This is a genomic window from Ruegeria sp. N8 (assembly GCF_056531325.1).
In genome coordinates, this window is sequence record NZ_JBQFLQ010000006.1 from 79,260 (window position 1) to 105,715 (window position 26,456).

The window sequence follows — 26,456 nt, forward strand, 5'->3', positions numbered from 1 at the left end:
GATGCCCTTTGCCGCCGATCAATTGCTGCGGGTCCCGCTGCTGCCGGTCTTGGCGGCACAAGGGCTGGCCGTGCGGCGCAACGCGCGGCTGCTGCCCGAACCGACGGGCCCCCGTGCCGGGCGTTTCGGCCGCGGTCCGCGCCTGCGCTTGCTGATTGCTGGTGACAGTTCGGCTGCTGGGGTGGGCGCTGGCACACAAACGCAAGCTCTGTCAGGATGCGTGGTGCGCAATCTATCCCGTCACTACTGCGTCGAATGGCAACTGGAGGCCACCACTGGCCACACCACCGAAGACACGATCGCCCGACTGGAGGGCCTAGACGGTCCCTTCGACATGGCAATCACGGCCCTGGGCGTCAACGACGTGACCCGTCTTGTATCTGCGAAGGTCTTCGCAGACCGACAGGCCCGGTTGATGGAACTGTTGACCGGCCCACTAAGGGTGCGTCGCGTTGTTGTGATGGCGGTTCCACAGATGCACCGCTTTCCCGCGCTGCCCCACCCTCTGGCCTGGGTGCTGGGTCAACAGGCAGCCAGGCTGGACCGGGCGCTTCAAAAGGTTGTCACACAATATGCGCAAGCCCGGCACCTGGCCCTCGACTTACCGGACGACCCTGCACTGGCCGCACCGGATGGCTATCATCCCAGTCCCAAAACCTACGCGATCTGGGCAGAGGCCGCCGCCCATCTGCTGCATCAAGGCTGAGCGCGCATCTGCCGGATCATCGGGATCGAATAGATAACAAGTGCAGCCCAGATCATCGGAAAAGCGATCATGCGGCCTTGGTCGATCTGCTCGCCGAACATAGTGATAGCGGTGATGAAGATCATGGTCGGCGCGATGTATTGGAGAATCCCCATCGTAGACAGGCGCACCAGCTTGGCCCCATTGGCATAAACCAACAACGGAATCGCGGTTACGATACCACAGCCAAGCAGCAGCATCGTATCCGAAGCCGACACCCCAAAGCGCCCCGTCCCCTGCGCGCCCAGCCACGTCACATAGGCTAAGGCCGGGATCAGCAGAATCAGCACTTCAAGCAAAAACCCCTGATTTGGCCCAATGGGAAGCGAACGTTTGAAGAAGGCGTAGAACCCCCAGCTCACCATCAATCCCAAGGCTGCCCATGGCAGGCTGCCCGCCTGCCAGATCAGTACCAAAACGCCCGTCGCTGCCAATCCTACAGCGACAAGCTGCGCACGGTTCAACGGCTCCCGCAGCAACACAGCGCCCAGCGCAATGCTGAACAACGGGTTGATGTAGTAACCCAGCGCCGCATCCAACGCATTCCCGCTCGCAATGGCCCAAACATAAATCGCCCAGTTCACTGAGATCAGCGCCGCCGTCAAACACGCCATGCCCAACATCTTCGGATTGCCCAGCGCCGCCTTCAAATCTTGTGTTCGTCCCAACACGACCAGCAGCGCCCCGGCGACCGGTACTGACCAGATGATCCGATGCGCCACAATCTCAACCGGCCCGACATGCGCCATCGCTTTCATGTAAAGAGGCAGAAAGCCCCACAAAACATAGGCCGTTACTGCTAAGGCCAACCCCTTTGGCGTATCTTCACGGTTCATTGGTGTGGGGGTATCTGCCACGTTTGGTCTCCGGTTGGTGCCCATTTCCTCTATGGCAAATCAAATGGTTTTGGGAACCAAGAAAACTGTGAATAACCCTATCAAGAAATCTGATACGTCGCACCCAAGTCTGAGCATCAAGATGCGAGGCTCTGCCTCGCGCTCCGGGATATTTATTGCCAGATGAATGAAGGATTCCTGCTTCATTTGGCTTCAAATATCCCGGGGGAGTCGCCCGGAAAGGGCGGCGGGGGCAGCGTCCCTAGTTACGGCTCAATCTTTTGTACGCTCGGACTTGGGATCATACATCGGCTTCAGGGATGCTTCGGCTTTGACCTTCACGCCGCAGACGTCGATCTCATAGCTAGAAGCCAGTACATCGGCGGCCTTTTCACCCGCGCACGGCACATACCCCAGGCCGATTGCCGCGCCCAGCGTATGACCGTAGTTGCCCGAACTCAGATAGCCTACATATTCGCCATCCCGCAGAATGGGTTCATTGTGGAACAACAGCGGCTCAGAGTCGGTCAGTTTGAACTGAACCAACCGGCTTTGCGGTCCGCTTTCTTTACGGGCAATAACCGCCTCACGACCGATGAAATCACTGCCCTTGTCGGTTTTCACGGCAAAACCCAACCCCGCATCAACTACATGATCCTCACAGGTGATGTCGTGGCCGAAATGGCGGAATCCCTTCTCGATCCGGCAAGAGTCCATCATATGCATCCCGCAGAGTTTCAGACCCATATCTTGCCCGGCCTCGTGCAGAGTTTCGAACACGTGGCCCGCCATGTCAGAGGAGACGTAGATCTCCCACCCCAGTTCACCCACATAGGTGACGCGATGCGCGCGGGCGAGGCCCATGCCGATCTCGATCTCTTGCGCTGTGCCAAACGGGTTGGCCGCGTTCGAGAAATCGGCAGGCGAGACTTTTTGCAGCAACGTGCGTGCGTTGGGGCCCATGACGGCCAGAACGCCCTCGCCTGCAGTGACATCGGTGATGACCACGTTGAACCCACCCGCGTGGCGTTGCATCCAGGTTTGATCGGCCAAGCGCGTGGCTGCGGGGGTGACCACCAGATAGGCGGTCTCGGTCAGGCGGGTGACGGTCACGTCTGCCTCGATCCCACCGGTGCGGTTCAGGAACTGGGTGTAGACGATCTTGCCATTGGACACTGAGTAATCGCCACCTCCAATGTAGTTCATGAACGCCTCGGCATCCGGCCCTTCGACGCGGATTTTGCCGAAAGAGGACATGTCATACATGCCCACATTCTCGCGCACCGCGCGGTGTTCGGCGGCAGAGTTTTCGAACCAGTTCTGACGTTTCCAGCTATAGTGGTATTCGCGTTCTTGACCTGCATTGGCGAACCAGTTGGCGCGCTCCCACCCGGCCAGTTCACCCATGACGGCACCCTGTTCCAGCAGGTGATGGTGGAAGGGCGTGCGCCGCACGCCACGCGCGGTGGTCTTTTGGCGATAGGGGTAATGGTCGGCGTAAAGCAGTCCCAGCGTTTCCTTGGACCGTTCAAACAAGTATTTTTTGTTGCCCTGAAACGGCTGCATCCGGCTGATATCCACATCGCCCAGATCAAACGGCTTCTCACCGCTACCCATCCACTCGGCCAGCGCCATGCCTGCGCCGCCTGCGGATTGGATACCGATCGAGTTGAACCCGGCAGCGACCCAGACATTGTCCATCTCAGGCGCGAGGCCCAGATGATAGGCGTCGTCGGGCGTGAAGGATTCCGGCCCGTTGAAGAAGGTATGAATCCCCGCCTCGGCCAGCATTGGCATCCGATTGACCGCCGCCTCAAGGATCGGCTCAAAGTGGTCGAAATCCTCGGGCAACTGGTCAAACTCGAAACTGTCGGGGATGCCCTCCATCGCCCAGGGTTTTGCGTTGGGTTCAAACGCGCCCAGCAGGATTTTACCCGCGTCTTCCTTGTAATAGGCGCACTCATCCGGCACGCGCAGAACCGGCAGCTGGGTCAGGCCGTCAATGCCTTCGGTCACGATATAGAAATGCTCACACGCGTGCAGCGGGACGTTCACGCCTGCCATGCGCCCGACCTCATGCCCCCACATGCCCGCGCAATTCACCACCATATCGCATTCGATATGGCCCGAGGCGCTGCCGTCATCGGCAATCCAGTCAACGCCCGTGACTGTACGCCCCTGCTTGACGATCTCGGTGACTTTCACCCGTTCCTTGACGATCCCGCCCCGTTGCCGCGCGCCCTTGGCCAGCGCCAGTGCGATATTGGCCGGGTCGCCCTGCCCGTCCAGCGGCAGATAGACCGCGCCCTTGACGTCTTCGACATTCAGATGTGGGTACATCTCCTTGACGCGCTCGTTCGAGATTTCTTCGACCTCGACCCCAAAGGCGCGGGCCATGGCAGCCTGACGATAGATCTCTTCCTTACGCTCCTCGGTCAAAGCTACGGTGATCGAGCCGCAGCGTTTGAACCCCGTGGCAACACCGGTTTCTTCTTCGAGCGAGCCGTAAAGTTCCTGACTATATTTCGCCAGTTTGGTCATGTTCGCCGTCGCCCGCAACTGTGCGATCAGGCCGGCGGCGTGCCATGTGGTGCCGCTGGTCAGCTGCTTGCGCTCCAGCAGAACGACATCACTCCAGCCCTTCTTGGTCAGGTGATATGCGACCGAGCATCCGATGACGCCGCCGCCGATGATGACCACACGGGCCTTTGGGGGAAGATCAACCATCCTGAAATCTCCGCACTGTCAGGTTTGGGCCAAAATGCCACGAAGGATCGACAATAAATGCACCAAAAGCGTCACAATACTAGTAATTTTCACCGATATGTCGCGCGCTTTTCGCGGCGTAGAACAAACGGCGTGACGCCGAAAAAGCTTTTGTAAACCGAGGAAAACCCGTTTGGGAATCCACAGGCAAGGCCGATCTCGCGCACGCTCATGGTGGTATTGAGCAGCAGGTTATTGGCCTTCGCCAGCCGCATCTCGCGGTAGAAACCGTTGGGGGTGGTGCCGAAGAAGGTCTTGAACTTCCGCTCAAGCGAGCGGTTGGACAGATGCAGTTCCTCGACGATCTGATGGATCGGCAGAGGGTCTTCGATGTTGGCCTGCATCAGCTTGATGCACTGGTCCAGTTTGGCATCCCCGGTGGCGGTCAAACGCGTGCCGGAAAACGGCTGCATCGAAGAAAAATCGCGGATGTTCTCGTGCAACATGATATCGGCCACGGTCATCTTGGCGGGTCCCGAAATGTGACGGCCAATCACCGACAACGCCACATCCGTCGTCGCCTCCATCCCCGCGCAGGTGACGACGGCGCCTTGTTGCGTCGCGATGGAGAGCTTGGCCTCGAACCGGGCACCGCGTTCGCGCAGGAATGAGGCGTTTTCCCAATGGGTCGCCATATCCTCGGTACCGTGTTCGTCGATGTAACGGCTGGCGGCTTCAGCCAGCAAGAATACCTGTGCGCCACGATATGTGTAATCCGAAACCACGCGACCCAGCGAAAGGTCGGGATGGTCAGGGTCGGTATTGCCGATGACAAACAGGTAATCCGCCTTGGGCTGGGTGCTGACAGCCTCGGTCTGGATCATCGCATCGCTGCTGGAATGGATCGGTCCACCCTTCAGCGACTTATATGCATAGGTAAAGGGCGGGTGCGGGCAGACGCGATTGGCCAGCCGCAGCACCTCGACCAGCGACGCCAGTTCCAGCAGCACATAGCCCGGGGCGACGAGGATATCGAAATGCTGCTGTGCCGCCATCGCCCTAGACGATCCGGTGTCGGGCGGCGTGTAGCGCCTGGGCCAGCGCCTCGATATGATCGGGGCCGACCTCGCAGCAGCCGCCGACAATGGTGGCCCCGTGTTCGACCCACTTCATCGCGAAATCGGCATAGGCTTCGGGGGTCAGGTCACGACGTTCTTCCAGCGCATCAACAGTGGGGGCGTCTTCTAAAAACCCTTGCGTGATGCCAGAGAAGCCATTGGCATAGGCCCCGTAAGGGCGGCCCATCGTTTCAAGGATCATCAGCGCGGGCATCACCGATTCCGGGCGAGTACAGTTGATCAGAACCGCATCGGGCGCGAAGCGATCGACCAGCGGCGCAACCTGCGCCAGATGCTCACCCGAACGCAGGCGGGTGCCGTCATTGTCCATCACTGACAGCGCCAGCCAGACGGGTTTGGTTGCGCTTTCCGTCCCGCGCAACGCGCCTTCGGCCTCTTGCAGGGACGAGACGGTTTCCAGCAGGAATAGGTCCACCCGGTCGTTCATCATCTGCACCAGTTCGGAAAATTTCACCGCTGCATCGTCTACATCGGGCTTCAGGTCTGGTCTGTACGACGCCAGCAGAGGCCCCAGCGCCCCCGCAATCCGTTTGTGGCGTGATCCGCGCGCACGTTCGGCCTGGGTCAACGCTTGGTCAATCAGATGAGGCAGTTGATCCTCGATCCCTTCCCGCACCAAGCGCGAGCGGTGGACGGCATAGGTATTGGTGGTGGCAACCGTCGCGCCCCGTTGGAAGTAATCCGCGTGGACCTGACCCACCAGGTCGGGTTGGTCGATCATCACGCGCGTCGACCACAGAGGTGTGGGTTTTTCGCCGCCGCGTTTGACCAATTCCTGCCCGATCGAGCCGTCCAACAGGGTTATATCCGCCATAGCCTTACCTTTCCTCAGGGAATGAGAACCAGTTTTCCCGCAAATGTTTTGGACTGAAAGTCCGCTTGCGCTTTGGTGATATCTCTTAGCGGATAGGTTCTTGAGATCAAAGGTTTGATCCGGCCTGCATTCATCAGTTCGACTAATCGTCCGAAGACCTCGAACGCCTGATGGGTGCAGCCGTGGATGGTGATGTCGCGCAAATAAATGTCGCGCAGATCTGCCTGAACGATGGGTCCGGCGATGGCACCGGAAACCGCATACTGCCCGCCGGGTTTCAGCGACAGGATCAGGTTGGGCCACGCGGGACCGCCGACGACGTCGATCACCACATCGAACATGTCTTTCGGCAAGGGCGCGTTACGGTCAAACGTATCCGTTGCCCCTTGATCTTTGACCACATCGGCTTTGGCTGGGCTGGTGACACCCCACACGGTCGCTCCGCGCAGCCGGGCCAGTTGCACAGCGGCCAGACCGACCCCGCCCGAGGCCCCGGTGATCAGAACCTTGTGGCCTGTAGTAACGCCTGCACGGGTCAGAAGGTTCTCGGCCGTTCCAAAAGCGCAGGGAATGGCCGCGATCTCGGCATCAGATAGCGGAGACGCTGAGACGTCGTACAGGTCCGACGCTTCAACCAGGCAATATTGCGCGAAGGCCCCGTCGATCTCAGACCCCAGCGCGATGAAGCCGGTCGGATTGCCGGGGCGTGGGCGCGGCAAGTTGATCGGGCAGGTGACGCGCTGACCGGGTTGGAACCCAGTCTCGGGTCCGGCAAGTTCAACGATGCCGCACAGATCGCCGCCCTGAATGCGCGGGAACTCAAGCGCACCGCCCCAACCGCCCGCGTCGACCTCCTGATCCACAGCATCTGTCGCGCCGGTCACATCCGAGGAATACCAGCCGACGCGCGTGTTGATGTCGGTGTTGTTCACCCCGGCTGCCGCGACCCGGACCAGAACCTGACCGGGTCCGGGTTGCGGCACGGGAATATCCGCGCGAAATTCCAGCGCCTCGGGCCCGCCGTGGCGGGTTAGGTGAACGCCCTGCATAACGCGCGGAACAGCCATGGTCAGGCCCGCAGCCGGTCGTTGGCCGGATCCCAGAGGGGTTGATCCTCTTGCACCACAGCGGGGTATTTCTGACCGTAGATTTCGACCTCCAACGCAGTGCCCGGATTTGCCAGTTCCGACTTGATCATGCCCAGCGCGATGGATTTGCCCACGCGATAGCCCCATGCGCCGGACGTCGTCTCACCCACGATCTGATCGCCTTGCCAGATGCAGGACATATAGGGCGCGTCGCAGTCACCTGCCTCGACCGTCAGAGTCACGAACGACTTCTTCACCCCCTGCTGCTTTTCATTCAGGATCGCGGCCTTGCCGGGGAAATCCTGCGGCTTGTCTAGTTTGACAAAACGCCCAAGCCCGCCTTCCAACAGCGAGTAATCGGTGGACAGATCGCCCTTCCACGCGCGGTAGCCTTTTTCGATCCGCAGCGAGTTCAGCGCATACATGCCAAACGGCGTGGCACCAGCCTCAAGGATCGCGTCATAGATCGCAGGCATGTCGTCGTTCAGAGCGTGAACCTCCCAACCCAGTTCGCCAGCAAAGGATACGCGGATCAGATAGGCGGGTTTCCCTGCCACAGTGGCGGCCTGATGGGTCAGCCAGCCCAGCGACAGGTCGGCATCGGTCAGACCCGACAGGATCTCACGCGATTTTGGGCCGGTGACGATCAGCGTGTCGCGTGTGGTGGTCACATCCTCGACACTGACACCTGAGGGCATCGCATTCACCAGAATGTCCCGGTCATGCCATTGCGCGGTGGCGGCGGTGATCATGACGAACTCATCCTCACCCAGACGCAGGCAGGACATTTCGGTAAGGATGCGGCCCCGGTCGTCGGCGATATAGACCAGATTGATCCGGCCCACCTTGGGCAGACCACCCGTCACCAGCCCACGCAGCGCCTCGGCCGCGCCTTCCCCCTTGACCATGAAGCGCGAGAAACCCGGCAGGTCCAGCACGCCGCAATGGTCGCGCACGGCTTCGCATTCTTCTTTGATCCGCTGCTCCCACGGGCCCGAGCGGCCCCATGTATGCGTCGCATCCAGCGAGGTATCGTCGCCCGGCTTGGCGAACCAATTGGCGCGTTCCCAGCCGTTATAGGCACCCATCACGCCGCCCAATTCCTTGATCTTGTCATGGACCGGAGACAGCTTCTTGTCCCGCGCTGCAGGCCATTCATGATGCGGGAAGTGCATGGCGTATTCGTTGCCGTAGACCTCCATACCCTTCTGATTGCAGTAGTCCTGATCGGTGTAATCGGTGTAACGGCGCGGATCGACGGCCCACATATCCCATTCAGTCGCGCCATCGACGATCCATTCGGCCAGCACCTTGCCTGCGCCGCCGCCCTGCGCGATGCCGAAGGTGAAGGTGTGCGCCTCGAACGCGTTGCTTACGCCGGGCATCGGCCCGATCAGAGGCAACCCATCCGGCGCGTAAGGGATCGGGCCATTGATGACACGTCCAACGCCCGAGGTTGCCATCAGCGGCACCCGCTCCATCGCGTCAGTGACGATGTCTTCGATCCGGTCCAGATCATCGTTCCAAAGCTGGAAGCTGAAATCCTCGGGCATCGGATCGTCTTCGGTCATCCAATGGCCCTTGCAGTTGGGTTCATAGGGACCAAGGTTAAAGCCGTTCTTCTCCTGCCGCAGGTAATACGAGATATCCACGTCGCGCAGCAGCGGCAGCTTGCCGCCGTTTTCCTTCGACCATGCCTCAACCTCGGGGATTTCGTCGGTCAGCAGGTACTGGTGGCTCATGACCATCGCAGGCACCGTGCGCCCGCCAAAGGGTTTGAACCATTCCCCCACGCGCTGCGCATAGTACCCGGCGGCGTTGACCACATAGTCACAGTCGATATCGCCCTTATCGGTGTGAACGGTCCATGTGCCATCATCGTGCTGTGTCACCCCGGTTGCCGGGCAGAAACGGATGATCTTTTGCCCCATGTCCCGCGCGCCTTTGGCCAGAGCCTGCGTCAGCTGCGCCGGGTCGATATCGCCGTCGGTCGGATCGTACAGAACGCCCTCAAGATCATGGGTTTCAAGGAAGGGATAGCGCTCTTTGGCCTCTTCCGCTGTCCACATCTCCATCGGGATGCCCTGATAGCGGCCCATGGACAGGGCGCGTTCGAACTCCTGCATCCGTTCCTTGCTATGCGCCAGTCGGATCGAGCCCGAGACGTGGTAGTTCATCGGGTAATCGACCTCATCCGCCAGCCGCGAATACAGCTCGGTCGAGTAGCGCTGCATGTTCATGATCGCCCATGAGGTCGAAAAGGTCGGCACATTGCCCGCCGCGTGCCACGTCGAGCCCGCTGTCAGTTCGTTCTTTTCCAGCAGAACGCAGTCGGTCCAGCCCTTCTTGGCCAGATGGTAAAGCGATGAACAGCCGACGACGCCGCCGCCGATGATGACCACACGGGCCTTGGTTGGAAAATCACTCATGGTTTTGCTTCCCTGTTAGTATGCCCGCTGGGGCAGATCGTCCTGAATGTCGTAGTAGTCGCCCTTGTCGGCGACGAAGATATGTTGGGCGAGTTTCAGCCCGGTGGGCTCATCCAAAGACCCTACCGAAACCGCAATCGTGTCCTCATCATTGTGCTGCCAAAACAGGAACGAGCCGCAGGCGCTGCAAAAGCCGCGCTTGGCGATGTCCGAGGCGCGATACCAGCCCAACGTCTCGCTGGAGGTAAAGTTGAGGTTGTCTTCATGCGTCTCGGAGGAGGCCCAGAGATGCCCAGATTGCCTGCGGCATTGGCCGCAATGGCAAGCATTGGGTGCGGCGAGGTCTCCGTCAATGGTGAACGCCACCTTGCCGCAGAGGCAGGAACCGGTGTGCATGTCTTTACCCCCTTGCTGTAGGCGTTGCGCTGGTACCCAGCAACACGCCGTAGATGATGAAACAGGTCGCCATCACGCGGCGGACCCAGATGTTGAACACAGCCCCCAGCGCAGCCTTGCCCATCAGCGCGCCCAGCAAGGTGAACCCGGTATAGCTGAGCGTTGTGATGACCAACGCGGTGGGCATGATCACTCCCATCTGCTGCCAGACCGGAACCTCGGGCTGCACGAATTGCGAAAACGCTGCCAGATACCCGGCCACGCTTTTGGGGTTGATCGTCGCCACCGCCAGCGCGTGCAGATAGACGTGGCGCGCGGGTCGCTCAGAGGCTGGCGCGGGTTTGCTGGCATTGATCCAGCCGCGGATGCCCATCCAGATCAGGAACCCCGCGCCGATCAGTTTGGCGATGAAAAACCCGGTGGGTGAGGCCGCAATCAGCGCCGTGACGCCCAACGCGGACAGAATCAGAAAGGCGCTGGCCTGTGTCAGGATCGCCAGCACGCCCAGCATCGCCTTGGGAAAGGGCAGGCTCATCCCGTTTGAGATACAATTGACCGCATTCGGTCCCGGTGTGGTGACGAACACCACCCAGAACAGGGCGAATATGGTCCAAGCCTCGAAGCTCATTCAATACACCGGCGGGGCGATGACCCAGATGGCCACGGCGGGCTCATCATAAGGGTTCGCCCAATGATAGGGTTCGTGTTTGATGCGGAAACTGTCCCCCGGCCCGACCGAGAATTGCCGCCCTCCAATCGTCAGGTCCAACCGCCCCGAGATCATATAGCCCACCTCTTGCGTCGGGCGATTGGCAGGGGTCTGCATCTGCGAGCGGGGCTCGAAGGTGGAATGCACCATCTCAAAATCATCGGTCAGATCGGGTGAGAGCAATTCCTCGATCAGTCCTTCCTCACCCGATCCCATTGGACGGCGCGAGCCTGCGCGGACGACATATCCCTGTTCGGCCGCCGGGGCGGCAGAATGGGCAAACAGCATCGACATGGGCACGCCCAGACAATCGGCCATCTGTCGCAGGTCCGAGATGGACGGGTCAGACATATCCCGCTCGACCTGGCTCAGCCACCCGACCGAGCGGTTCAGCTTTGCCGCAATCTCGCTCAGCGTCAGTCCGCGCGCTTTGCGCAAGGCGCGGATATCGGCACCGAGGGTCGCGCTTTGGGGGGCCTGCGAGTTCAATTGCCGCTCCGCGTTGTCGTGAAATTTCATCCCTGTTTTTCACGATGGCGCGAATCGATGAAAAAACCAAGCGTTTTTTCACTTGGGTCACGCGGCCGGGTTCGGTATCGGTCACGCATGTGGATAGCAGTGATGTATCTGTGGGCGATCAATACCCTGACTCTGCTGGCCTTTGGCTGGGACAAACTTCGCGCGCGGCGGCGCAAGCGCCGGGTGCCGGAACGCCGCCTTTTGTGGCTGGCGGCGCTGGGTGGCGGCCCCGGAGCCGTGGTTGGGCGCTGGATTTTTCGCCACAAAACCCGCAAAGGCCGGTTTTCAGCATGGCTGTTTGCAATTCTGATAGTTCAGGCCGCTGCTTGCTATGCGGCCTTCACCTATCTGCCCCCGTTGCTGGGCTAACCGACCTTAACGCGCAAACACATCGCGCAAGATGGCAGCGAGCTCATCAGCATCCGCTTGGGTAAACGCATCTGGTAGATCGCTGTCGATATCAAACACCGCGATCACCTCACCCTGCGAGTCAAAGACAGGCAGTACCAGTTCCGACCGGGTCGAGGACGCACAGGCGATATGACCAGGAAAAGCCTCCACATCGGGTACAATTTGCACTTCTCCGGTGCGGGCTGCTGCTCCACAGACGCCGCGTGCAAACGGGATCACCAGACAGCCATGTCCGCCCTGATACGGCCCGATCTTCAACACCTCGGGCTCGGTCACGCGATAAAACCCGGTCCAGTTGAAGCGGTCATCGCTGTGATGCACCTCGCAGGTGACAGTGGCCATCAGGGCGACCTGATCCGTTTCGCCTTCGGTCAGGGCGGCGATGGTTTTTGCGAGGGTGGAATAGTCAACGGTCATGGCAGCACTTTGAGGCAAGGGTATCAGGGGGCGCTGCCCCCTCATGAGCCAGTGGCTCAATTCACCTCCGCCGTATTTGAAACAAGAAGAATGGTCAAACGCGTTCTATGGCAATGGCGGTGCCTTCGCCACCCCCGATGCAGATGGCCGCAACGCCGCGTTTGAGGTTTCGTTTCTCGAGCGCATTCAGCAATGTGACCATGATCCGCGCGCCGGATGCGCCGATGGGATGGCCCAGAGCGCACGCGCCGCCATTCACGTTCACCTTGTCGCGCGGCAAACCCATTTCGTGCATGAAGGCCATGGGCACGACGGCGAAGGCCTCGTTCACCTCCCACAGGTCCACATCATCAGTGGTCCAACCGATCTGCGTCAGCAGTTTTTGCGCGGCAGGCACCGGAGCAGTCGTAAACAGGCCGGGGGCTTGTGCGTGGCTGGCATGGCCCAGAATACGGGCGCGGATGGTCAGGGCTTGCGCCTGGGCGGCTTCCTCCGACGCCAGCACTAAGGCCGCAGCCCCGTCCGAGATCGACGAGGCATTGGCCGCTGTCACCGTTCCATCCTTGCGGAAGGCCGGTTTCAGGGTCGGGATTTTCTCGGGCCGGGCCGAAAGAGGTTGCTCGTCGGTGGATTGTGTGACGTCCCCTTTGCGCGTTTTCAGTGTAACAGGCGTGATCTCATCCGCAAAGGCGCCGGTTTCTTGTGCCTGCAGCGCGTTCGACAGAGACTGCAGCGCGTAGTCATCCTGTGCCTCGCGGGTGAACTGATAGGCCTCTGCACAATCCTCGGCGAAGGTACCCATCAAACGCCCCTTGTCATAGGCGTCCTCGAGCCCGTCCAAAAACATGTGGTCAACCACCTGCCCATGGCCGATCCGGGCGCCGCCGCGCATTTTGGGCAACAGATAGGGGGCGTTGGTCATGCTCTCCATCCCGCCAGCAACCATCGTGTCTGCGTGCCCCAAGGCGATCTGGTCATAGGCCATCATCGCAGCCTTCATTCCCGACCCGCACATCTTGTTGAGGGTGGTCGCGGGAACCTCTTCACCCAGACCGGCGGCGAAACCTGCCTGCCGCGCAGGGGCTTGGCCCTGACCCGCGGGCAGGACGCAGCCCATCAGCACCTCGTCCGCAGTATCGGCCCCGGCGCCCTGCAAGGCGGCGCGGATTGCCGTTCCGCCCAGATCAGCGGCGCTGACGCCATCGAACATCCCTTGAAACCCACCCATCGGGGTCCGTGCTGCACCTGCGATTACAACTTGCTTCATCGGGAGGCTCCTTTTCTGCTTTTCCGTATGGATGGATACCGAATGGTAAGAATTGGCGTCTAGCGTATTTCTACGCATGATTTGCAATTCAGAGGACCGGCGCGCATGAGCCTGACCAGCAAAACAACCGACTCGGCCCAGATTATCACGGTGCATTCCGACCGGATCGACGCCGCCATGGCCATCCAGTTCAAGGAAGAGATGCGGCAAGAGGCCGAAGGCGGTGCTGCGCGGGTGGTGCTAGATCTGACGAGGGTGGAATTCATCGACTCCAGCGGTCTCGGGGCGATCGTCGCCGCCATGAAACAGCTTGGCAGTGATCGCAGGCTGGATCTGGCGGGGTTGCACCCCTTTGTCGAAAAGGTTTTTCGCCTGACCCGTATGGACACGGTTTTCAAGCTATACCCGACGCTGGGCGACGCGCTTGCGTCCGCCACCGACTGAGCCCGCAGATCGAATGAATAAGCGCCCTGCCCATGTGTACCGGTAACTGCCTGGATCTTCGGTTCTCAGCCACAGCGTCCGATGCCAGCGCGGGCATCGCTCAGCTCAGCGCCTGCCTGAAAGCGCAAGGCCTGCCCGCGCACAAGGCGGGGGACGTAAAAATCGCGCTAGCCGAGGCAATCAACAACGTGGTCGAGCATGCCTATGCCGGGGTCACACCCGCTCAGGTCAAGGTGCGGTGTCGGCTGAACCAAGACTGGCTTGAAATACTGATTTCGGACACCGGCAACCCTCTGCCCGGATTTCGGGTGCCCGAAGGCATGCCGGCGGCGCTGGGGTCATCGCGCGACGAACTGCCCGAGGGCGGATTTGGCTGGTTCCTGATCCATGAATTGACCAGCGATATCCGGTATGAGCGCAGCAACGGCTGCAACAGGCTGTCCCTGCGCTTTGATTTCCCGGACGCCGAGTGACAGGCAAAAGGTCACAATAACGCCCAAATCGAACCATTGTCGCGCCGCAAATCAGGGTCATACATTTACCTGTAGCTCAGATAGCTTCCCTCGGCGCCAAGTGTCACAGCCCCCACCCAGTGAACGGCGCCGAGGAATTTCCCCTTGATTTGACTGGACAATAAACCGCCGCGCGATACCTTCGGCGCGAGTTAATGGGGAATACTGATATGCGCGATTTTCACATTCCGGGTCGGTCCGAAGTCCTGTCAACGGAAGGCATGTGCGCAACATCGCACCCGCTGGCTGCGCAAGTTGCGATAAGCATTCTGGAACAGGGCGGTAATGCGATGGATGCCGCGATTGCGGGCGCAGTTCTGCTGGGACTGTGCGAGCCACAGATGACCGGATTGGGCGGAGATTGCTTTGTCCTGTTCAACCGTGCTGGCGAAACCAAAATCCGCGCCCTTAACGGATCAGGCCGCGCTCCCGCGATGGCCAATGCGGACGCCTTGCGCTCACAGGGTCTGCATGCGGTTCCCCTGACCTCGCCCGAGGCGGTGACAATACCAGGCGCGGTCGATGCCTTTTGCCACCTGGCCGAAACCGAGGGCCGGATCGGGTTGGATTCGGTCCTTAGCCCTGCCATCCACTATGCGGATACCGGCGTGCCTGTGGCCCCGCGCGTGGCTTTGGACTGGAATATTGGAGCAGCCACGCTGCAAGGGTCCGCGCGAGATCACTACCTGATCGACGGCAAGGTCCCCAAAACGGGGCAAATCTTCCGCTCTCCGGGTCAGGCAGAAGTTCTACGCCAAATCGCACAACACGGGCGCGATGCGTTTTATACCGGCGACATTGCCGAGGACATGGTTGCCGCACTGTCGCAATTGGGCGGTGTTCACACGATCGAAGATTTTCGGACCACCCAATGTACCGTCACCCTACCAGTCAACAGCAGCTACAACGGTGTCGAGATGTACGAACACCCCCCCAACGGTCAGGGGGCGACGGCGCTTTTGTTGTTAAATATCCTGAAAAATTTCGACCTTTCCGGGATGGAACCGTTCAGCGCGGAACGTATTCATATCGAGGCCGAGGCCTCAAAAGTGGCCTATGACGCGCGTAATCGCTTTATCGCCGATCCTGATCACGCCACGCAGGCTGAAAAGTTCACCGATCAGGCGCTGGCAGATCAGCTCGCCGCCCTGATCGATCCTAAGCGGGCGATGCCAGCCGCCGCTCCGCTGACCGAGGCGATCCACAAGGATACGGTTTATATTACCGTCGTCGATCGGGATCGGATGGCCGTGTCTCTGATCTATTCGATCTTTCACAGTTTTGGGTCGGGCATCGCCTCACCGAAATACGGGATACTGCTTCAAAACCGGGGCGCTGGCTTTACCTTGCAGGCCGGACATCCGAATGAGATGGGGCCGGGCAAGCGCCCGATGCACACAATCATTCCCGGTATGCTGAAACAGAACGACCGCATCACCATGCCATTCGGCGTAATGGGCGGATCGTTTCAACCCACCGGACACGCACGCCTGTTGTCCAACCTGACGGATCACGGGTTGGGATTGCAGGACAGCATCGACGCCCCGCGCGCCTTCGCCGATGGAAACGTTATGAAACTGGAACGCGGAATTCCGCCCAGCGTCGTGCAACAATTGTCAGATCTGGGCCACAACGTTCAAATCCCGGAAACGCCACTGGGTGGAGCGCAGGCTATCCGAATCCGCGATGACGGTGTTCTGGAAGGTGCCAGCGACCCCCGAAAAGACGGTTGCGCTCTTGGCTACTGATCCTGAACGCGCACGATGCGCCGATCAATTTAGGTGGAAATGCAGCGGGTATGCGCCGTTTTCAAACGGGCCGAACATGTCTGGAATATCAGGATGTTCCACCGGCTCGCCGGACTGATCGGCAACCAGATTTTGTTCAGAAACATAAGCAACATAGAAGGATTGGTCGTTTTCGGCCAACAAATGATAGAACGGCTGATCCTTGATCGGGCGGCTATCTTCGGGGATGGCCTGATACCATTCTTCGGTGTTCGAGAATTCCGGGTCCACGTCAAAAATCACCCCTCGGAAGGGATGTTTCTTGTGACGGACCACCTGGCCCAATTTGTACTTGGCATGTGTCTTCAGCATATCTTCAGCCCCCAAAGAACTTACTACTCTTTTCCCGGCGGAAATGCCAATCAATGATCGGATTTTAAGGGAAACAGTCTGTGAACCTTCTACTAACAGTGTTCGAAATTGCGGCTCCGGTCTTTCTTTTGGCCGGGATCGGATTTGCGTGGGTCAAGCTGGGGTTCGAATACCGGCTGCAATTTGTGACCCGTCTGGGCGTTACGCTGGCGGTGCCCTGTCTGATCTTTGTCGCCCTGATGCAGACCGAGATCACAGCCACCGAGTTGACGCGGTTCACGTTGGCGGCCATCACCGGACATGTGGTGCTTGCGGTGGCCTTTGGCCTGTTCGTGCGGCTCAGCGGCTTGGATCGCCGCACATTTCTGGCCCCGCTGATCTTTGGCAACACAGGCAATCTGGGGGTGCCGCTGTGCATCTTTGCCTTTGGGCAGGCGGGGCTGGGATTTGCGGTGGTTTTTCTGGCTGTAACGGCGCTCTTTTCCTTTACCTATGGGATCTATCTTGTGGCGGGCAAAGGTGCGTTCGGCAAAGCCGCGCGCGAACCGATGGTCTGGGCCACCCTGCTGGGTGCCCTGTTCCTGTGGCGCGGTTGGGAAACGCCCGTTTTCCTGACCAATACGCTGGACCTTCTTGGGCAAATGGCCATCCCCCTGATGCTGATCACGCTGGGCGTGGCGATCGCGCGGCTGACCTCGCGCAGTTTGGGACAGGCGCTTTGGCTGTCTGCGCTGAAACTGGCGGTGTGCTTTGGGCTGGGCTGGGGCATCGCGCTGGCATTTGACCTGGATAGCGTCGCGTTTGGCGTTCTGGTCCTGCAAATGTGCACCCCGGTGGCTGTGACCTCGTACCTGCTGGCCGAACGGTTCGAAGCGGACGCAGACGCCGTCGCAGGCCTGGTTATGGTGTCAACTGTCCTGTCTGTGGGCGCGTCGCCTTTAATTCTAGCTATTGTGTTGTAGCGATTGTGATTTCCTAAAGGCTCAATCTGCGCTAGAATAAAGAAAAAAGGCACGAGGCACATGAGCAGAATTCTTATCGTACTCTTCGGGGTGCTGCTTTTGGCATCCTGTAGTGGTGGCTCCAAACAGCCGCCCAGCAAGCTAAATGACGCGTGCAGCATTGCGCGTGAACGTCCTGATTTTATCAAAGCCTTCAAAAGCACCGAGCGGAAATGGGGTGTCCCCGTCCACGTTCAGATGGCGACGATCTATCAGGAAAGCCGCTATCGCCACGATGCGCGCACCCCGCATAAATACGTGTTGGGTGTCATCCCGATGGGCCGTCAAAGCAGCGCCTATGGGTTCAGTCAAGCTTTGGACGGCACGTGGGAGGAATACCAGCGCGAAACCGGCAAGCGCCGCGCCAAGCGCGACCGTATCCGCGACGCGTCGGATTTCATCGGTTGGTACATGAACAAAACCAACCAGCGCAACGGCATCCAGCTGCATGACACCCGCAACCAGTATCTGGCCTATCACGAAGGCCATACCGGCTACGCTCGTGGGAGCCATTACAGCAAAACATGGTTGTTGAACGTGGCCAATGATGTGGACGCGCGCGCCAAACTCTATCAGGCACAGCTGGCGGGCTGCCGAATTTAACAGCCCAGCGGGTCAGCGATCGCCTGACCCGCTCCGCGTCCTTTTCGTGAACAGGTCGCTGTTCAGCTTGCCATCAGTTTCCAGCTGCCCCAGCAGAACGGTCGTTTGGCTGCCTGCGTTATCGTGGATCACCCATTTGCGCAGTTCGACCGGATCACCGGTAAACATCAGCTCGATCCGACCCGAATCCGGGTTCTTGGGATCCTGCGCCGTCACGACCGTGGCGGTACCGTCAAAATCGTGACCGACCACCATATTGGCCTGTCCCAGATTCACATTCCGCGCCAGCACCAGCGACAGGGGCGTACGTTTTAGTGGATATTGCTCAGCCGGCTGGTTGGACTTGGGATCAAATATCTGAACGGTTCCAGCCCGCGCCAGTACCACTGCGCTGTTGGGCGGATCATATTCGAACCGCATCTTGCCAGGGCGTTCGATCCACAATTTCCCGGTGCTGAGCGAGCCATCGTCGTTGACCTGCGTGAACGTGGTCTCAACGGTTTTCAGCTCGTTCAGGTAGTTTGATATCTGCGATAGCGGCAGCTTGTCCGCCGCCCACGCGGCGGGTGCGGACAATGTCAAAGCAAGGGCAAAAGCAATCTGTTTCATGAGGCACAGATAGGCCTTCTGCCCTTGTTATTAAATATCCTATTGCTCGGGGACGAGGATTTCGCGCTTTCCGACGTGATTGGCAGCGGAAACAACGCCTTCGTCCTCCATCTGCTCAACCAGACGCGCGGCTTTGTTGTAACCGATGGCAAGTTTCCGCTGGATATAAGAGGTCGAGCACTTGCGATCCTTGATCACAATCGCCACAGCCTGATCATAGAGAGCGTCCTCGCCATTGGTGTTGCCACCGGTATTCAGGCCAAGAACTGCATCGATATTGTCGGCCTTTTCCTCGGCCGGACCATCGACGACACCGCTCATGTAATCGGGCGGGCCGAACTGTTTCAGGTGGTTGACGATTTCTTCGACCTCTTCGTCCGACACGAACGGGCCGTGGCAACGGGTGATCTTGGCCCCGCCGGCCATATAGAGCATGTCGCCCTGCCCCAGCAGTTGCTCGGCACCCATCTCGCCCAAAATGGTGCGGCTGTCGACTTTCGAGGTCACCTGGAACGAGATCCGGGTGGGGAAGTTTGCCTTGATCGTGCCGGTGATCACATCGACCGAGGGCCGCTGCGTCGCCATGATCAGGTGAATACCCGAGGCCCGCGCCATCTGCGCCAGACGTTGAATACACGCCTCGATCTCTTTGCCCGCGACCATCATCAGGTCGGCCATCTCGTCGACGATGACGACGATATAGGGCATTGCCTCGGGCGCGAATTCTTCGGTCTCGAAGGTGGGTTCGCCGGTTTCATCGTCAAAGCCCGTTTGGACCGTGCGGCTGAACATCTCGCCCTTGGCCAACGCATCCTTCACACGGCCATTATAGCCCGCGATATTGCGCACGCCCATCTTGGACATCTTGCGATAACGATCCTCCATCTCGCCAACGACCCATTTCAGGGCGACAACCGCCTTTTTCGGGTCGGTCACAACGGGCGACAGCAGATGCGGGATACCGTCATAAACAGACAGTTCCAGCATCTTGGGGTCGATCATGATCAGGCGGCATTCATCAGGCGTCAACTTATAGAGCAGCGACAGGATCATCGTGTTGATCGCCACCGACTTACCGGACCCCGTGGTCCCTGCGATCAGCAGGTGAGGCATCTTGGCAAGGTTCGCCACGACTGACTCACCGCCGATATCCTTACCCAAGGCCAACGGCAGCGCATGGTTGCCGTCGCCGAAATCACGGCTGGCAAGGATTTCACGCAGCACCACCATCTCGCGATTTTCGTTGGGCAGTTCGATGCCGATGACCGAGCGCCCTGGCAAGGTCGAAACACGCGCCGACAGCGCCGACATCGAGCGTGCGATATCGTCGGCCAAACCGATCACACGGCTGGCTTTCAGACCGGGCGCGGGCTCTAGTTCGTACATAGTAACAACCGGACCCGGGCGAACACTGACGATCTCCCCCTTGACGCCATAGTCATCCAGAACGTTTTCCAGCATCCGGGCGTTTTCCTCCAACGCTTCATCGCTGAGGTGATGGCGCTGAATGTTCGCCGGGTTGGCCAGCAGGCCCAAAGGCGGCAATTCGAAATCGGAATGCTTGTCCTCGAACGACAGCGCAGGCTGCGCTTCGGCCTGCGCGCGGCGCGAAGGCTGAGGCGCGCGGCGCACAGGTTGCGCGACAACCTGTTTGCGTGGCTCCGCCACGGGGATTTTCATCGCGGGCCGAGACTGCAGCGCAGGCTCGGGCGTGTCCTCGAATACGGCGTCGTCATAGTCCGGCTCGGGCGCGAAGTCCTGATGTAAGGGCTCCTGCCATTCGGTTGGTTCTGCCGTCAGCATAGACTTGGGCGGGAAACCAGTCGAAGTCATCGGCGGTTCCGGCGGCAATTCGCCCGCACCTGAGTTCAGGATCAACGGATCAGGCCCACGCCCCCGCCCCTTGGTCAGCGGCAGGTTCGGGTCATATTCGGGCGCCATCTCACCCGCGGCGACCTTGCGGTTGCGTACAGCGGCGGAAATCTTCGACCGGATGCGGTCCTCGCCTGGCATCTCGTCAACATCGACCAGAGATTCCCGGTCAATGAGTTCGGGCTCGGGCATCGGATCGGGGCGGCGGATCAGATCGGGGATGCGTGACAGCAGGCCCGGTTTCGCGGGCTCGGGCGCGGTCAGCGGCGGTTCGTCAAAGACCGGGTCGGCGTAGGCCAGTTCATCTTCGAACACAGCCTCCGCGGCCTCGGCGCGTGCGACCTTGCGCTCATCCCATTGCGCGCGGCGATCACGGGCGGCCTGCGCGGTCGCGGCGGCCCCACGACCCAGCAGGTTCATCAACCCGTCATAGGACATAACCAAACCCAGCAGAAACGCCCGGAATCCTTTGCGCACATCGTCGCGCGTGAAGCCCAGAACAAAAACGCCCAGCGCCAGCATTCCGAGCGCCATGGCCAGTGACATCAGCTTGACCATGAAATGCGATGCGACCGGCAACAGTGTCAGCAACGCGCCCATGACGGTGTCGCCAAACAGCCCGCCCAGACCAAAACTATGGGTCGAACGCCAAGCCTCATCGGGCACCAAAGTCGCTGCATAGACCGAGACGACGGCAATCCAAATCGGCGCAAAGATCAGCCGTGCAATCGCGCGATCCTCGCCAAAATGCCCGGCAAAGCGCACGCCCCAGCCGATCAGGACCAAGGCGATGCTCCAACTGCCCCAGCCCACGATCATGAACAAGGGTGCCGCGATCGAGGCCCCAATCCGCCCCATCCAGTTCTGCACCGGCGCATCGGTCGAGACCATCCAGTTCGGATCATCCGGCGTGTAGGACCAGATCATCGCCGCCGAGGCCAACCCCAGCAGGATCAAGGCAATCCCGATCAGCTCTTTGCTGCGCCGTTCAATGGCGGCTTGCGTTGTACTGTCCAGCAATGGATCGCGGTTGCGCGCGTTCAATGATGCCATTTTGCCCTCGTACCTCACGAATAGATGCAGTCGCGGAGCGTGATTAGCCCCTGCTGCAACTCTGTTTTTGGAGCCACAAGCGCGGCTCGTATAAAATGCTCGCCCGGGTTTTGCCCCGGATCGCCTTGGGAAAGATATGCGCCCGGCAGAACCCGAACCCCGGTTTCCCGCCACAGCTTCAATGCGGTTTCTTCGCCATTTTCGACCGGCAACCACAGAAAGAACCCGGCCTCGGGTGACATATAGCCTTGCACACCTGCAAACACCTCATCCGCGATGGCGTATTTTTCCTGATAAAGCGCGCGGTTTTGGATGACATGCTCTTCGTCGGCCCAAACACGTGCAGCGGCGGCCTGCAACGGCAGGGGCAGTGGCGATCCGGCATAGTTGCGCAGCTGCTTGACCCGTTTGATCGTATCCGGCCCGCCCGCAATCAGGCCCGAGCGCAGCCCAGCCAGGTTCGACCGCTTCGAGAGTGAGTTGAACAGCACCACACGTTCAGGGTCTGCACCCATCTCTTGCGAGATGGTCAGGGCGCCGACTGGTGCCTCTTCACGGTAGATCTCGGAGTAGCATTCATCCGCGAAGATGCGGAAATCGTACTTTTCGGCCAACCCGATGAGTTCGGCCCAATAGTCGCGCGAGGCCACAGCGCCCTGCGGGTTGGCGGGCGAACAGATATAAGCCGCGACGGTGCGGTTCAGCACATCCTCGGGCAGGCCTGCATAGTCGGGCAGATGGCCAGTGGCAGCAGTGGCCGATACAAAAACCGGTTCCGCCGCGACCGAGATCGAGGCTACCATATAGACCTGATAGAACGGGTTCGGGCACAGGATGACCGGTTTCTGACCGTGTTTTTCCTCGGGGCACAGCGCCATGGCGGCGTTATACAGCCCCTCGCGCGTGCCGTTCAGAGCCATCACGTTGGTGTCGGGGTCCATCGTCACGCCATAGCGGCGCGCGATCCAGTCGGTGATCGCGCCACGCAGCTCGGGTGAGCCTTCGTTGGGCGGATACCCTTGAAATCCTGCGGCATTCTCAGCGATGACATCCGTCACCCAGGCCGGGAAATCATGCATCGGCGCGCCGATGGTCATGTGAATCACACCGCCGCCCGGTTGATGGTGGTCCAACAGGGTGCGCAGGCGCGGGAAAGCGTATTCCGGTAGGTTCGAAAACCGCTCGGGGAAATTCATATCTACTGCCTCAAGTTCGGGATCATACCGCCCCGTTTTAAGGCAGGTTACAGGCCGCACCCCACTTCGTCCAGACAAAGTGGCGGCGAATCAGGGGATTGTGGCATTCAGGCCAATGCCGCCTCGGCCGCTGATCCTATCCGTAGCAGAGCCTCCTCGGACCCCGGATAGCTCATCATCATCAACCCGCAGCCCGGTGTTCCTGTCGGCAAGGTCAGCGCGGCCAGACCCATCAGGTTGCCGATCCGCGTGTTGCGCAGGGCCAGCAGGTTTTCGGTGACGTAGTAGTCGTGATCGGTCAGCAAACGCTCCAGATTGGGCGGCAGAATCGGCGCTGTTGCAGCCAGAACAGCATCAAACCCGGATGTGGCCGCGTCCCAGGCAGCGCGAGAGGCCTTCAGCTTGGACCACGCCGCGATGTAATCCGCACCCGAGACATTCTTGCCCGTGCGGAACCGTTCGAGGATTTCTGGATACATCGCATCCGGGTTGGCTTCGATCACATCGCGCCACAGGCCATAGGCCTCGGTCGTGTAAAGCACACCAGACAGCGCCATCGCATCCGCCAGTTCGGGCACTTCCAGCGGCACGATCTCGGCCCCTGCATCGCGCAGCCGCTCCAGCGCGCTGCCATAGGCGGCACGAGGAGCGTCGCGCAGGTCATCCTTGGCGATGTTTTGCAGATCGGCAAAGCGGCGGCCTTTCAAGCCAGCGCCACGCAGGTCGGCGGGTGTGCCGCCTTCCAACAGGGCTAGCATATGCGCCGCGTCCTCAACCGACCGGGCCAGCGGGCCCACAGTGTCGAAGCGCAGGCACAGTGGTACCGTGCCTTCAAGGCTGACCCGCCCTGCGGTTGTTTTCAGACCCACCAGATTGTTCCATGCGGATGGAATACGAACCGAGCCTCCGGTGTCGGACCCAATCCCACAGGCCGCCAAGCCCCAAGCGACCGATGCCGCCGCGCCCGAGGATGACCCGCCCGGAACGGCATCCACATCATCAATGCAGGGCGGTGTGTCGGTGATGGGGTTCAGACCAAGGCCCGAGAAGGCCAACTCGCTCATATGGGTTTTGCCCAGACACACCGTGCCCATGGCCGTGGCGTTGCGCACGACAACCGCGTCCGCCTGCGGCACACGGCCTTTCAGCAGGGCTGATCCGGCCTCGGTCCCGGTACCAGCGGTATCGAACAGGTCTTTCCAGCTGATCGGCACCCCGTCCAGCAGTGACCGGCGCAGACCCAGCGCGGCGCGATCCTGCGCGGCTTTCGCCTCGGCCCGGGCGCGATCATGGGTGACGCGCGCATAGATGCGGTCGCGGTAGGGATGGGCGTCGATGGCGGTCAGATAGGTCTCGGTCAGCTCGACCGGGTCAATCTGGCCCATGCCGATCCCCCGCCCCAGATCACACGCCGTCATGGTCAGCCAGTCCTGCATCCCTACCCCCTTGGAAATTCTGCTATGAGGCGACGGTAGCGACAGGACCGCACATGGACAATCCCGAAAGGGCGCGCATATTGCGAGGCATGAAACACAAGACCGATATCCTGATCGTAGGCGGCGGGCTGAACGGCCCGGCTTTGGCTTTGGCGCTGGCCCAAACAGGGCATTCTGTCACCGTGATCGACAGCTTGGCCCAGAAAGTCCGCAAGAACGCTGCGTTTGACGGGCGTGCCTATGCACTGGCGCTGGCCTCGCAACGGCTGCTGGATGCTGTGGGCGTGTGGGATAAGGTCTCTGGTCACGCCCAGCCGATGCTTGAAATCAAGGTCACGGATGGACATGCGGGCGTGGGCCCCTCGCCGTTCTTCATGCATTTCGACCATGCCGAGATCGAAGAGGGCCCGATGGGCTACATGGTCGAAGATCGCCACCTGCGTCGTGCCTTTCTGGACGCCATGGCCGACGAGACCCGGATCACGCAGATCAACGGACGCACGGTTGTCGCGCAAGAGGCTGACGCGACCGGCGTGACCGTGAAACTGGATGATGGCGCGACCGTGACGGGCGGGCTGCTGGTGGGCTGCGATGGCCGCCGCAGCGGCACCGCTGCGCGCGCGGGCATCAAGCGGACGGGGTGGGATTACGGCCAAACCGCGCTGGTGTGTGCGATTGAACATGACCTGCCCCATCACGGTATCGCGCATCAGTTCTTCATGCCGCCCGGCCCGCTGGCTATCCTACCGCTGACTGGCAATCGCAGTTCGATCGTCTGGAGCGAACGGTCCGAAGCTGCCGAGCGCATCAATGCTCTGTCCGAGGCCGACTATATGCAAGTCCTGCGCCCCCGCTTCGGCGATTTTCTGGGCGACATCCGGCTGCAAGGTGACCGGTTCACCTATCCGCTGAACTTGACCATCGCCAATTCCTTTATCGGCGACCGCATGGCGCTGGTGGGCGACGCCGCCCACGGTATGCACCCAATCGCAGGGCAAGGCCTGAATGCCGGTCTGCGCGATGTGGGCGCATTGGCCGAGGTTCTGACCCTAGCTGGGCGACGGGGTGAGGATATCGGATCGGTGCTGGTGTTAGAGCGTTATCAGGAGTGGCGGCGCTTCGACACGGCCTCGCTGGCGATGGCGACAGACGTGTTCAACAAGCTGTTTTCCAACGACAATCCGCTTCTGCGTGCAGGCCGCGATATCGGGATGGGAATCGTCGGATCGCTGCCAGGCCTACGACGCGGCTTTGTGCGCGAGGCCGCCGGGTTGACCGGGGACCTGCCCAAATTGCTGCAGGGTCGCGCGATTTAGTCCAGCTCGCGCGCCTCATCCACCAGCATCACCGGAATGCCATTGCGGATCGGAAAGGCCAGACCGGCGGCTTTCGACACCAGTTCTTGTTTGTCCGCATCATAGTGCAGGGTCGTGTGGGTCTGCGGGCAAATCAGCGCCTCGAGCATGTGACGGTCAAACGCGTGTTCAGTCATTGCAAATGTTCCTCGCTCGATCCGCCGCGCATGGCGAATTCGATCAATGTTACCAACGTCTCGCGCCGGGTCCGTAAGCACGGGGCCTCAAGCAGGGCTTGTTTCTCTTCAGGGTCGAAATCCAGCAGCATGGACAGCGAATTTACCAGCAACTCATCATCCGCGTCTTTCAGCGTGTCCCAATCGGTCGAAAGATTCTGCGACGAAAAGAATTTTTCCAACAGATTCAGGAACCGCGGTCGATTGAACCCGTCATCCTGTTCGGTTTTGCCCAAGTCCCGGTCGAACCCGTCCCATGACACCGCGCACCGCCGATAAGGGGTAAAAGCGTCGAGTTCAGATTTCACCCGAAACCGGGAAATGCCGGTCAGCGTGATCAGATAGCGCCCATCCTCGGTTTCAGAGAACTGAGTGACGCGTCCGGCGCAACCGATCTGATGCAGTTTGGAGTCGTTGCTCTGACAGGGGTTCGGCTGCACCATTCCGATCAACCGCTCAGGCGTTTTCAGGGCATCGTCCAGCATCTGCAAATAGCGCGGCTCGAAAATGTGCAGCGGCAGGCGCGAACGGGGCAACAGCAACGCCCCGGGCAAAGGAAAAACGGATACCGTTTCCGGCAGGTCGGCGGGATGCATCATAGACCGGAGTGTAGCTCTGTTCAGA

26 protein-coding genes are annotated in these 26,456 nt (G+C 60.2%); 8 read left to right on the plus strand and 18 right to left on the minus strand.

Annotated elements, in window-relative coordinates; all coding sequences use genetic code 11:
* Window position 1: 1 nt before the first annotated feature.
* On the plus strand, window positions 2-706 hold the full coding sequence (locus ACR0C5_RS13040; RefSeq protein WP_480877160.1) for an SGNH/GDSL hydrolase family protein: 705 nt from the start codon (window positions 2-4) through the stop codon (window positions 704-706).
* Here the strand turns inward: ACR0C5_RS13040 and rarD are convergent.
* The 9 genes from rarD to ACR0C5_RS13085 form a co-directional block, all read right to left on the minus strand.
* Entirely contained in the window at window positions 697-1,581 is an 885-nt protein-coding gene (gene rarD / locus ACR0C5_RS13045; RefSeq protein ID WP_170775004.1) for an EamA family transporter RarD, read from the minus strand. The genes ACR0C5_RS13040 and rarD overlap by 10 nt on opposite strands.
* A 273-nt stretch (window positions 1,582-1,854) precedes the next feature.
* Window positions 1,855-4,308: a GcvT family protein gene (locus tag ACR0C5_RS13050; RefSeq protein ID WP_480877162.1), complete on the minus strand. Its 2,454-nt coding sequence runs from the start codon at window positions 4,306-4,308 to the stop codon at window positions 1,855-1,857.
* An 89-nt stretch (window positions 4,309-4,397) separates the two neighbouring features.
* The gene (locus tag ACR0C5_RS13055; RefSeq protein ID WP_480877163.1) at window positions 4,398-5,342 is read right to left on the minus strand and encodes a GlxA family transcriptional regulator; all 945 of its coding nucleotides are present in this window, start codon (window positions 5,340-5,342) and stop codon (window positions 4,398-4,400) included.
* 4 nt (window positions 5,343-5,346) lie between these two features.
* Window positions 5,347-6,240 (minus strand): homocysteine S-methyltransferase family protein, encoded by an 894-nt coding sequence (locus tag ACR0C5_RS13060; RefSeq protein WP_480877165.1) that lies wholly within the window; start codon window positions 6,238-6,240, stop codon window positions 5,347-5,349.
* 14 nt (window positions 6,241-6,254) lie between these two features.
* Entirely contained in the window at window positions 6,255-7,307 is a 1,053-nt protein-coding gene (locus ACR0C5_RS13065; RefSeq protein WP_480877167.1) for a zinc-binding dehydrogenase, read from the minus strand.
* A 2-nt stretch (window positions 7,308-7,309) separates the two neighbouring features.
* A complete protein-coding gene (locus ACR0C5_RS13070; protein WP_170791187.1) occupies window positions 7,310-9,757 on the minus strand; it encodes a GcvT family protein in 2,448 nt (815 codons plus the stop codon).
* Window positions 9,758-9,772: 15 nt separating this feature from the next.
* Window positions 9,773-10,153 (minus strand): GFA family protein, encoded by a 381-nt coding sequence (locus tag ACR0C5_RS13075; protein ID WP_480877169.1) that lies wholly within the window; start codon window positions 10,151-10,153, stop codon window positions 9,773-9,775.
* Between the two features lie 4 nt (window positions 10,154-10,157).
* Window positions 10,158-10,781, minus strand: coding sequence for a LysE family translocator (locus ACR0C5_RS13080; RefSeq protein ID WP_480877172.1), 624 nt, complete (start codon window positions 10,779-10,781; stop codon window positions 10,158-10,160).
* On the minus strand, window positions 10,782-11,381 hold the full coding sequence (locus ACR0C5_RS13085) for a helix-turn-helix domain-containing protein (RefSeq protein ID WP_237217553.1): 600 nt from the start codon (window positions 11,379-11,381) through the stop codon (window positions 10,782-10,784). It abuts the gene before it with no gap.
* Window positions 11,382-11,483: 102 nt separating this feature from the next.
* On the opposite strand from ACR0C5_RS13085, the gene ACR0C5_RS13090 reads away from it, so the two are divergent.
* Window positions 11,484-11,750: a DUF1294 domain-containing protein gene (locus ACR0C5_RS13090; RefSeq protein ID WP_237215654.1), complete on the plus strand. Its 267-nt coding sequence runs from the start codon at window positions 11,484-11,486 to the stop codon at window positions 11,748-11,750.
* A gap of 6 nt (window positions 11,751-11,756) precedes the next feature.
* Here ACR0C5_RS13090 and ACR0C5_RS13095 read toward each other — a convergent pair whose 3' ends face one another.
* Together ACR0C5_RS13095 and ACR0C5_RS13100 are read right to left on the minus strand one after the other, a co-directional pair.
* Window positions 11,757-12,209: a GAF domain-containing protein gene (locus tag ACR0C5_RS13095; RefSeq protein ID WP_170774774.1), complete on the minus strand. Its 453-nt coding sequence runs from the start codon at window positions 12,207-12,209 to the stop codon at window positions 11,757-11,759.
* A gap of 94 nt (window positions 12,210-12,303) precedes the next feature.
* Window positions 12,304-13,476 (minus strand): acetyl-CoA C-acyltransferase, encoded by a 1,173-nt coding sequence (locus ACR0C5_RS13100; RefSeq protein WP_480505290.1) that lies wholly within the window; start codon window positions 13,474-13,476, stop codon window positions 12,304-12,306.
* 105 nt (window positions 13,477-13,581) lie between these two features.
* On the opposite strand from ACR0C5_RS13100, the gene ACR0C5_RS13105 reads away from it, so the two are divergent.
* The 3 genes from ACR0C5_RS13105 (at window position 13,582) to ggt (ending at window position 16,180) form a co-directional block, all read left to right on the plus strand.
* Window positions 13,582-13,920 carry an STAS domain-containing protein gene (locus tag ACR0C5_RS13105; protein ID WP_480877176.1) on the plus strand — a complete coding sequence of 113 codons (339 nt, stop codon included), beginning with the start codon at window positions 13,582-13,584 and terminating at the stop codon, window positions 13,918-13,920.
* A gap of 32 nt (window positions 13,921-13,952) precedes the next feature.
* Window positions 13,953-14,393, plus strand: coding sequence for an ATP-binding protein (locus tag ACR0C5_RS13110; RefSeq protein WP_480877179.1), 441 nt, complete (start codon window positions 13,953-13,955; stop codon window positions 14,391-14,393).
* A 209-nt stretch (window positions 14,394-14,602) separates the two neighbouring features.
* Window positions 14,603-16,180, plus strand: coding sequence for a gamma-glutamyltransferase (gene ggt, locus ACR0C5_RS13115; RefSeq protein ID WP_480877182.1), 1,578 nt, complete (start codon window positions 14,603-14,605; stop codon window positions 16,178-16,180).
* A 24-nt stretch (window positions 16,181-16,204) separates the two neighbouring features.
* Here the strand turns inward: ggt and hspQ are convergent, their stop codons facing one another.
* Window positions 16,205-16,531 (minus strand): heat shock protein HspQ, encoded by a 327-nt coding sequence (hspQ, locus tag ACR0C5_RS13120; protein WP_170774786.1) that lies wholly within the window; start codon window positions 16,529-16,531, stop codon window positions 16,205-16,207.
* Between the two features lie 80 nt (window positions 16,532-16,611).
* Here hspQ and ACR0C5_RS13125 point away from each other — a divergent pair, with 80 nt between their 5' ends.
* Together ACR0C5_RS13125 and ACR0C5_RS13130 are read left to right on the plus strand one after the other, a co-directional pair.
* Window positions 16,612-17,493 (plus strand): AEC family transporter, encoded by an 882-nt coding sequence (locus ACR0C5_RS13125; RefSeq protein ID WP_480877185.1) that lies wholly within the window; start codon window positions 16,612-16,614, stop codon window positions 17,491-17,493.
* Between the two features lie 60 nt (window positions 17,494-17,553).
* Window positions 17,554-18,135, plus strand: a complete 582-nt coding sequence (locus tag ACR0C5_RS13130) for a transglycosylase SLT domain-containing protein (protein ID WP_170774790.1) — start codon at window positions 17,554-17,556, stop codon at window positions 18,133-18,135.
* A gap of 12 nt (window positions 18,136-18,147) precedes the next feature.
* On the opposite strand, the gene ACR0C5_RS13135 is transcribed toward ACR0C5_RS13130, so the two are convergent.
* The 4 genes from ACR0C5_RS13135 to ACR0C5_RS13150 all read right to left on the minus strand — a co-directional run bounded on the left by ACR0C5_RS13135 (window position 18,148) and on the right by ACR0C5_RS13150 (window position 24,301).
* A complete protein-coding gene (locus tag ACR0C5_RS13135; protein ID WP_170791204.1) occupies window positions 18,148-18,744 on the minus strand; it encodes a LolA family protein in 597 nt (198 codons plus the stop codon).
* 39 nt (window positions 18,745-18,783) lie between these two features.
* Complete coding sequence (locus ACR0C5_RS13140) at window positions 18,784-21,669, minus strand: DNA translocase FtsK (RefSeq protein WP_480877189.1); 2,886 nt, start codon at window positions 21,667-21,669, stop codon at window positions 18,784-18,786.
* A 14-nt stretch (window positions 21,670-21,683) separates the two neighbouring features.
* A complete protein-coding gene (locus tag ACR0C5_RS13145; protein WP_480877191.1) occupies window positions 21,684-22,865 on the minus strand; it encodes an aminotransferase class I/II-fold pyridoxal phosphate-dependent enzyme in 1,182 nt (393 codons plus the stop codon).
* A gap of 107 nt (window positions 22,866-22,972) precedes the next feature.
* The gene (locus ACR0C5_RS13150) at window positions 22,973-24,301 is read right to left on the minus strand and encodes an amidase (RefSeq protein WP_480877193.1); all 1,329 of its coding nucleotides are present in this window, start codon (window positions 24,299-24,301) and stop codon (window positions 22,973-22,975) included.
* 53 nt (window positions 24,302-24,354) lie between these two features.
* On the opposite strand from ACR0C5_RS13150, the gene ACR0C5_RS13155 reads away from it, so the two are divergent.
* Entirely contained in the window at window positions 24,355-25,617 is a 1,263-nt protein-coding gene (locus ACR0C5_RS13155; protein WP_480877196.1) for an FAD-dependent monooxygenase, read from the plus strand.
* Here the strand turns inward: ACR0C5_RS13155 and ACR0C5_RS13160 are convergent.
* Complete coding sequence (locus tag ACR0C5_RS13160; protein ID WP_170355381.1) at window positions 25,614-25,793, minus strand: Trm112 family protein; 180 nt, start codon at window positions 25,791-25,793, stop codon at window positions 25,614-25,616. The two genes, ACR0C5_RS13155 and ACR0C5_RS13160, sit on opposite strands and share 4 nt — an antisense overlap.
* Window positions 25,790-26,431 carry an LON peptidase substrate-binding domain-containing protein gene (locus tag ACR0C5_RS13165; RefSeq protein WP_170783076.1) on the minus strand — a complete coding sequence of 214 codons (642 nt, stop codon included), beginning with the start codon at window positions 26,429-26,431 and terminating at the stop codon, window positions 25,790-25,792. Before ACR0C5_RS13165 ends, ACR0C5_RS13160 begins: the two co-directional genes overlap by 4 nt.
* Window positions 26,432-26,456: the final 25 nt, after the last annotated feature.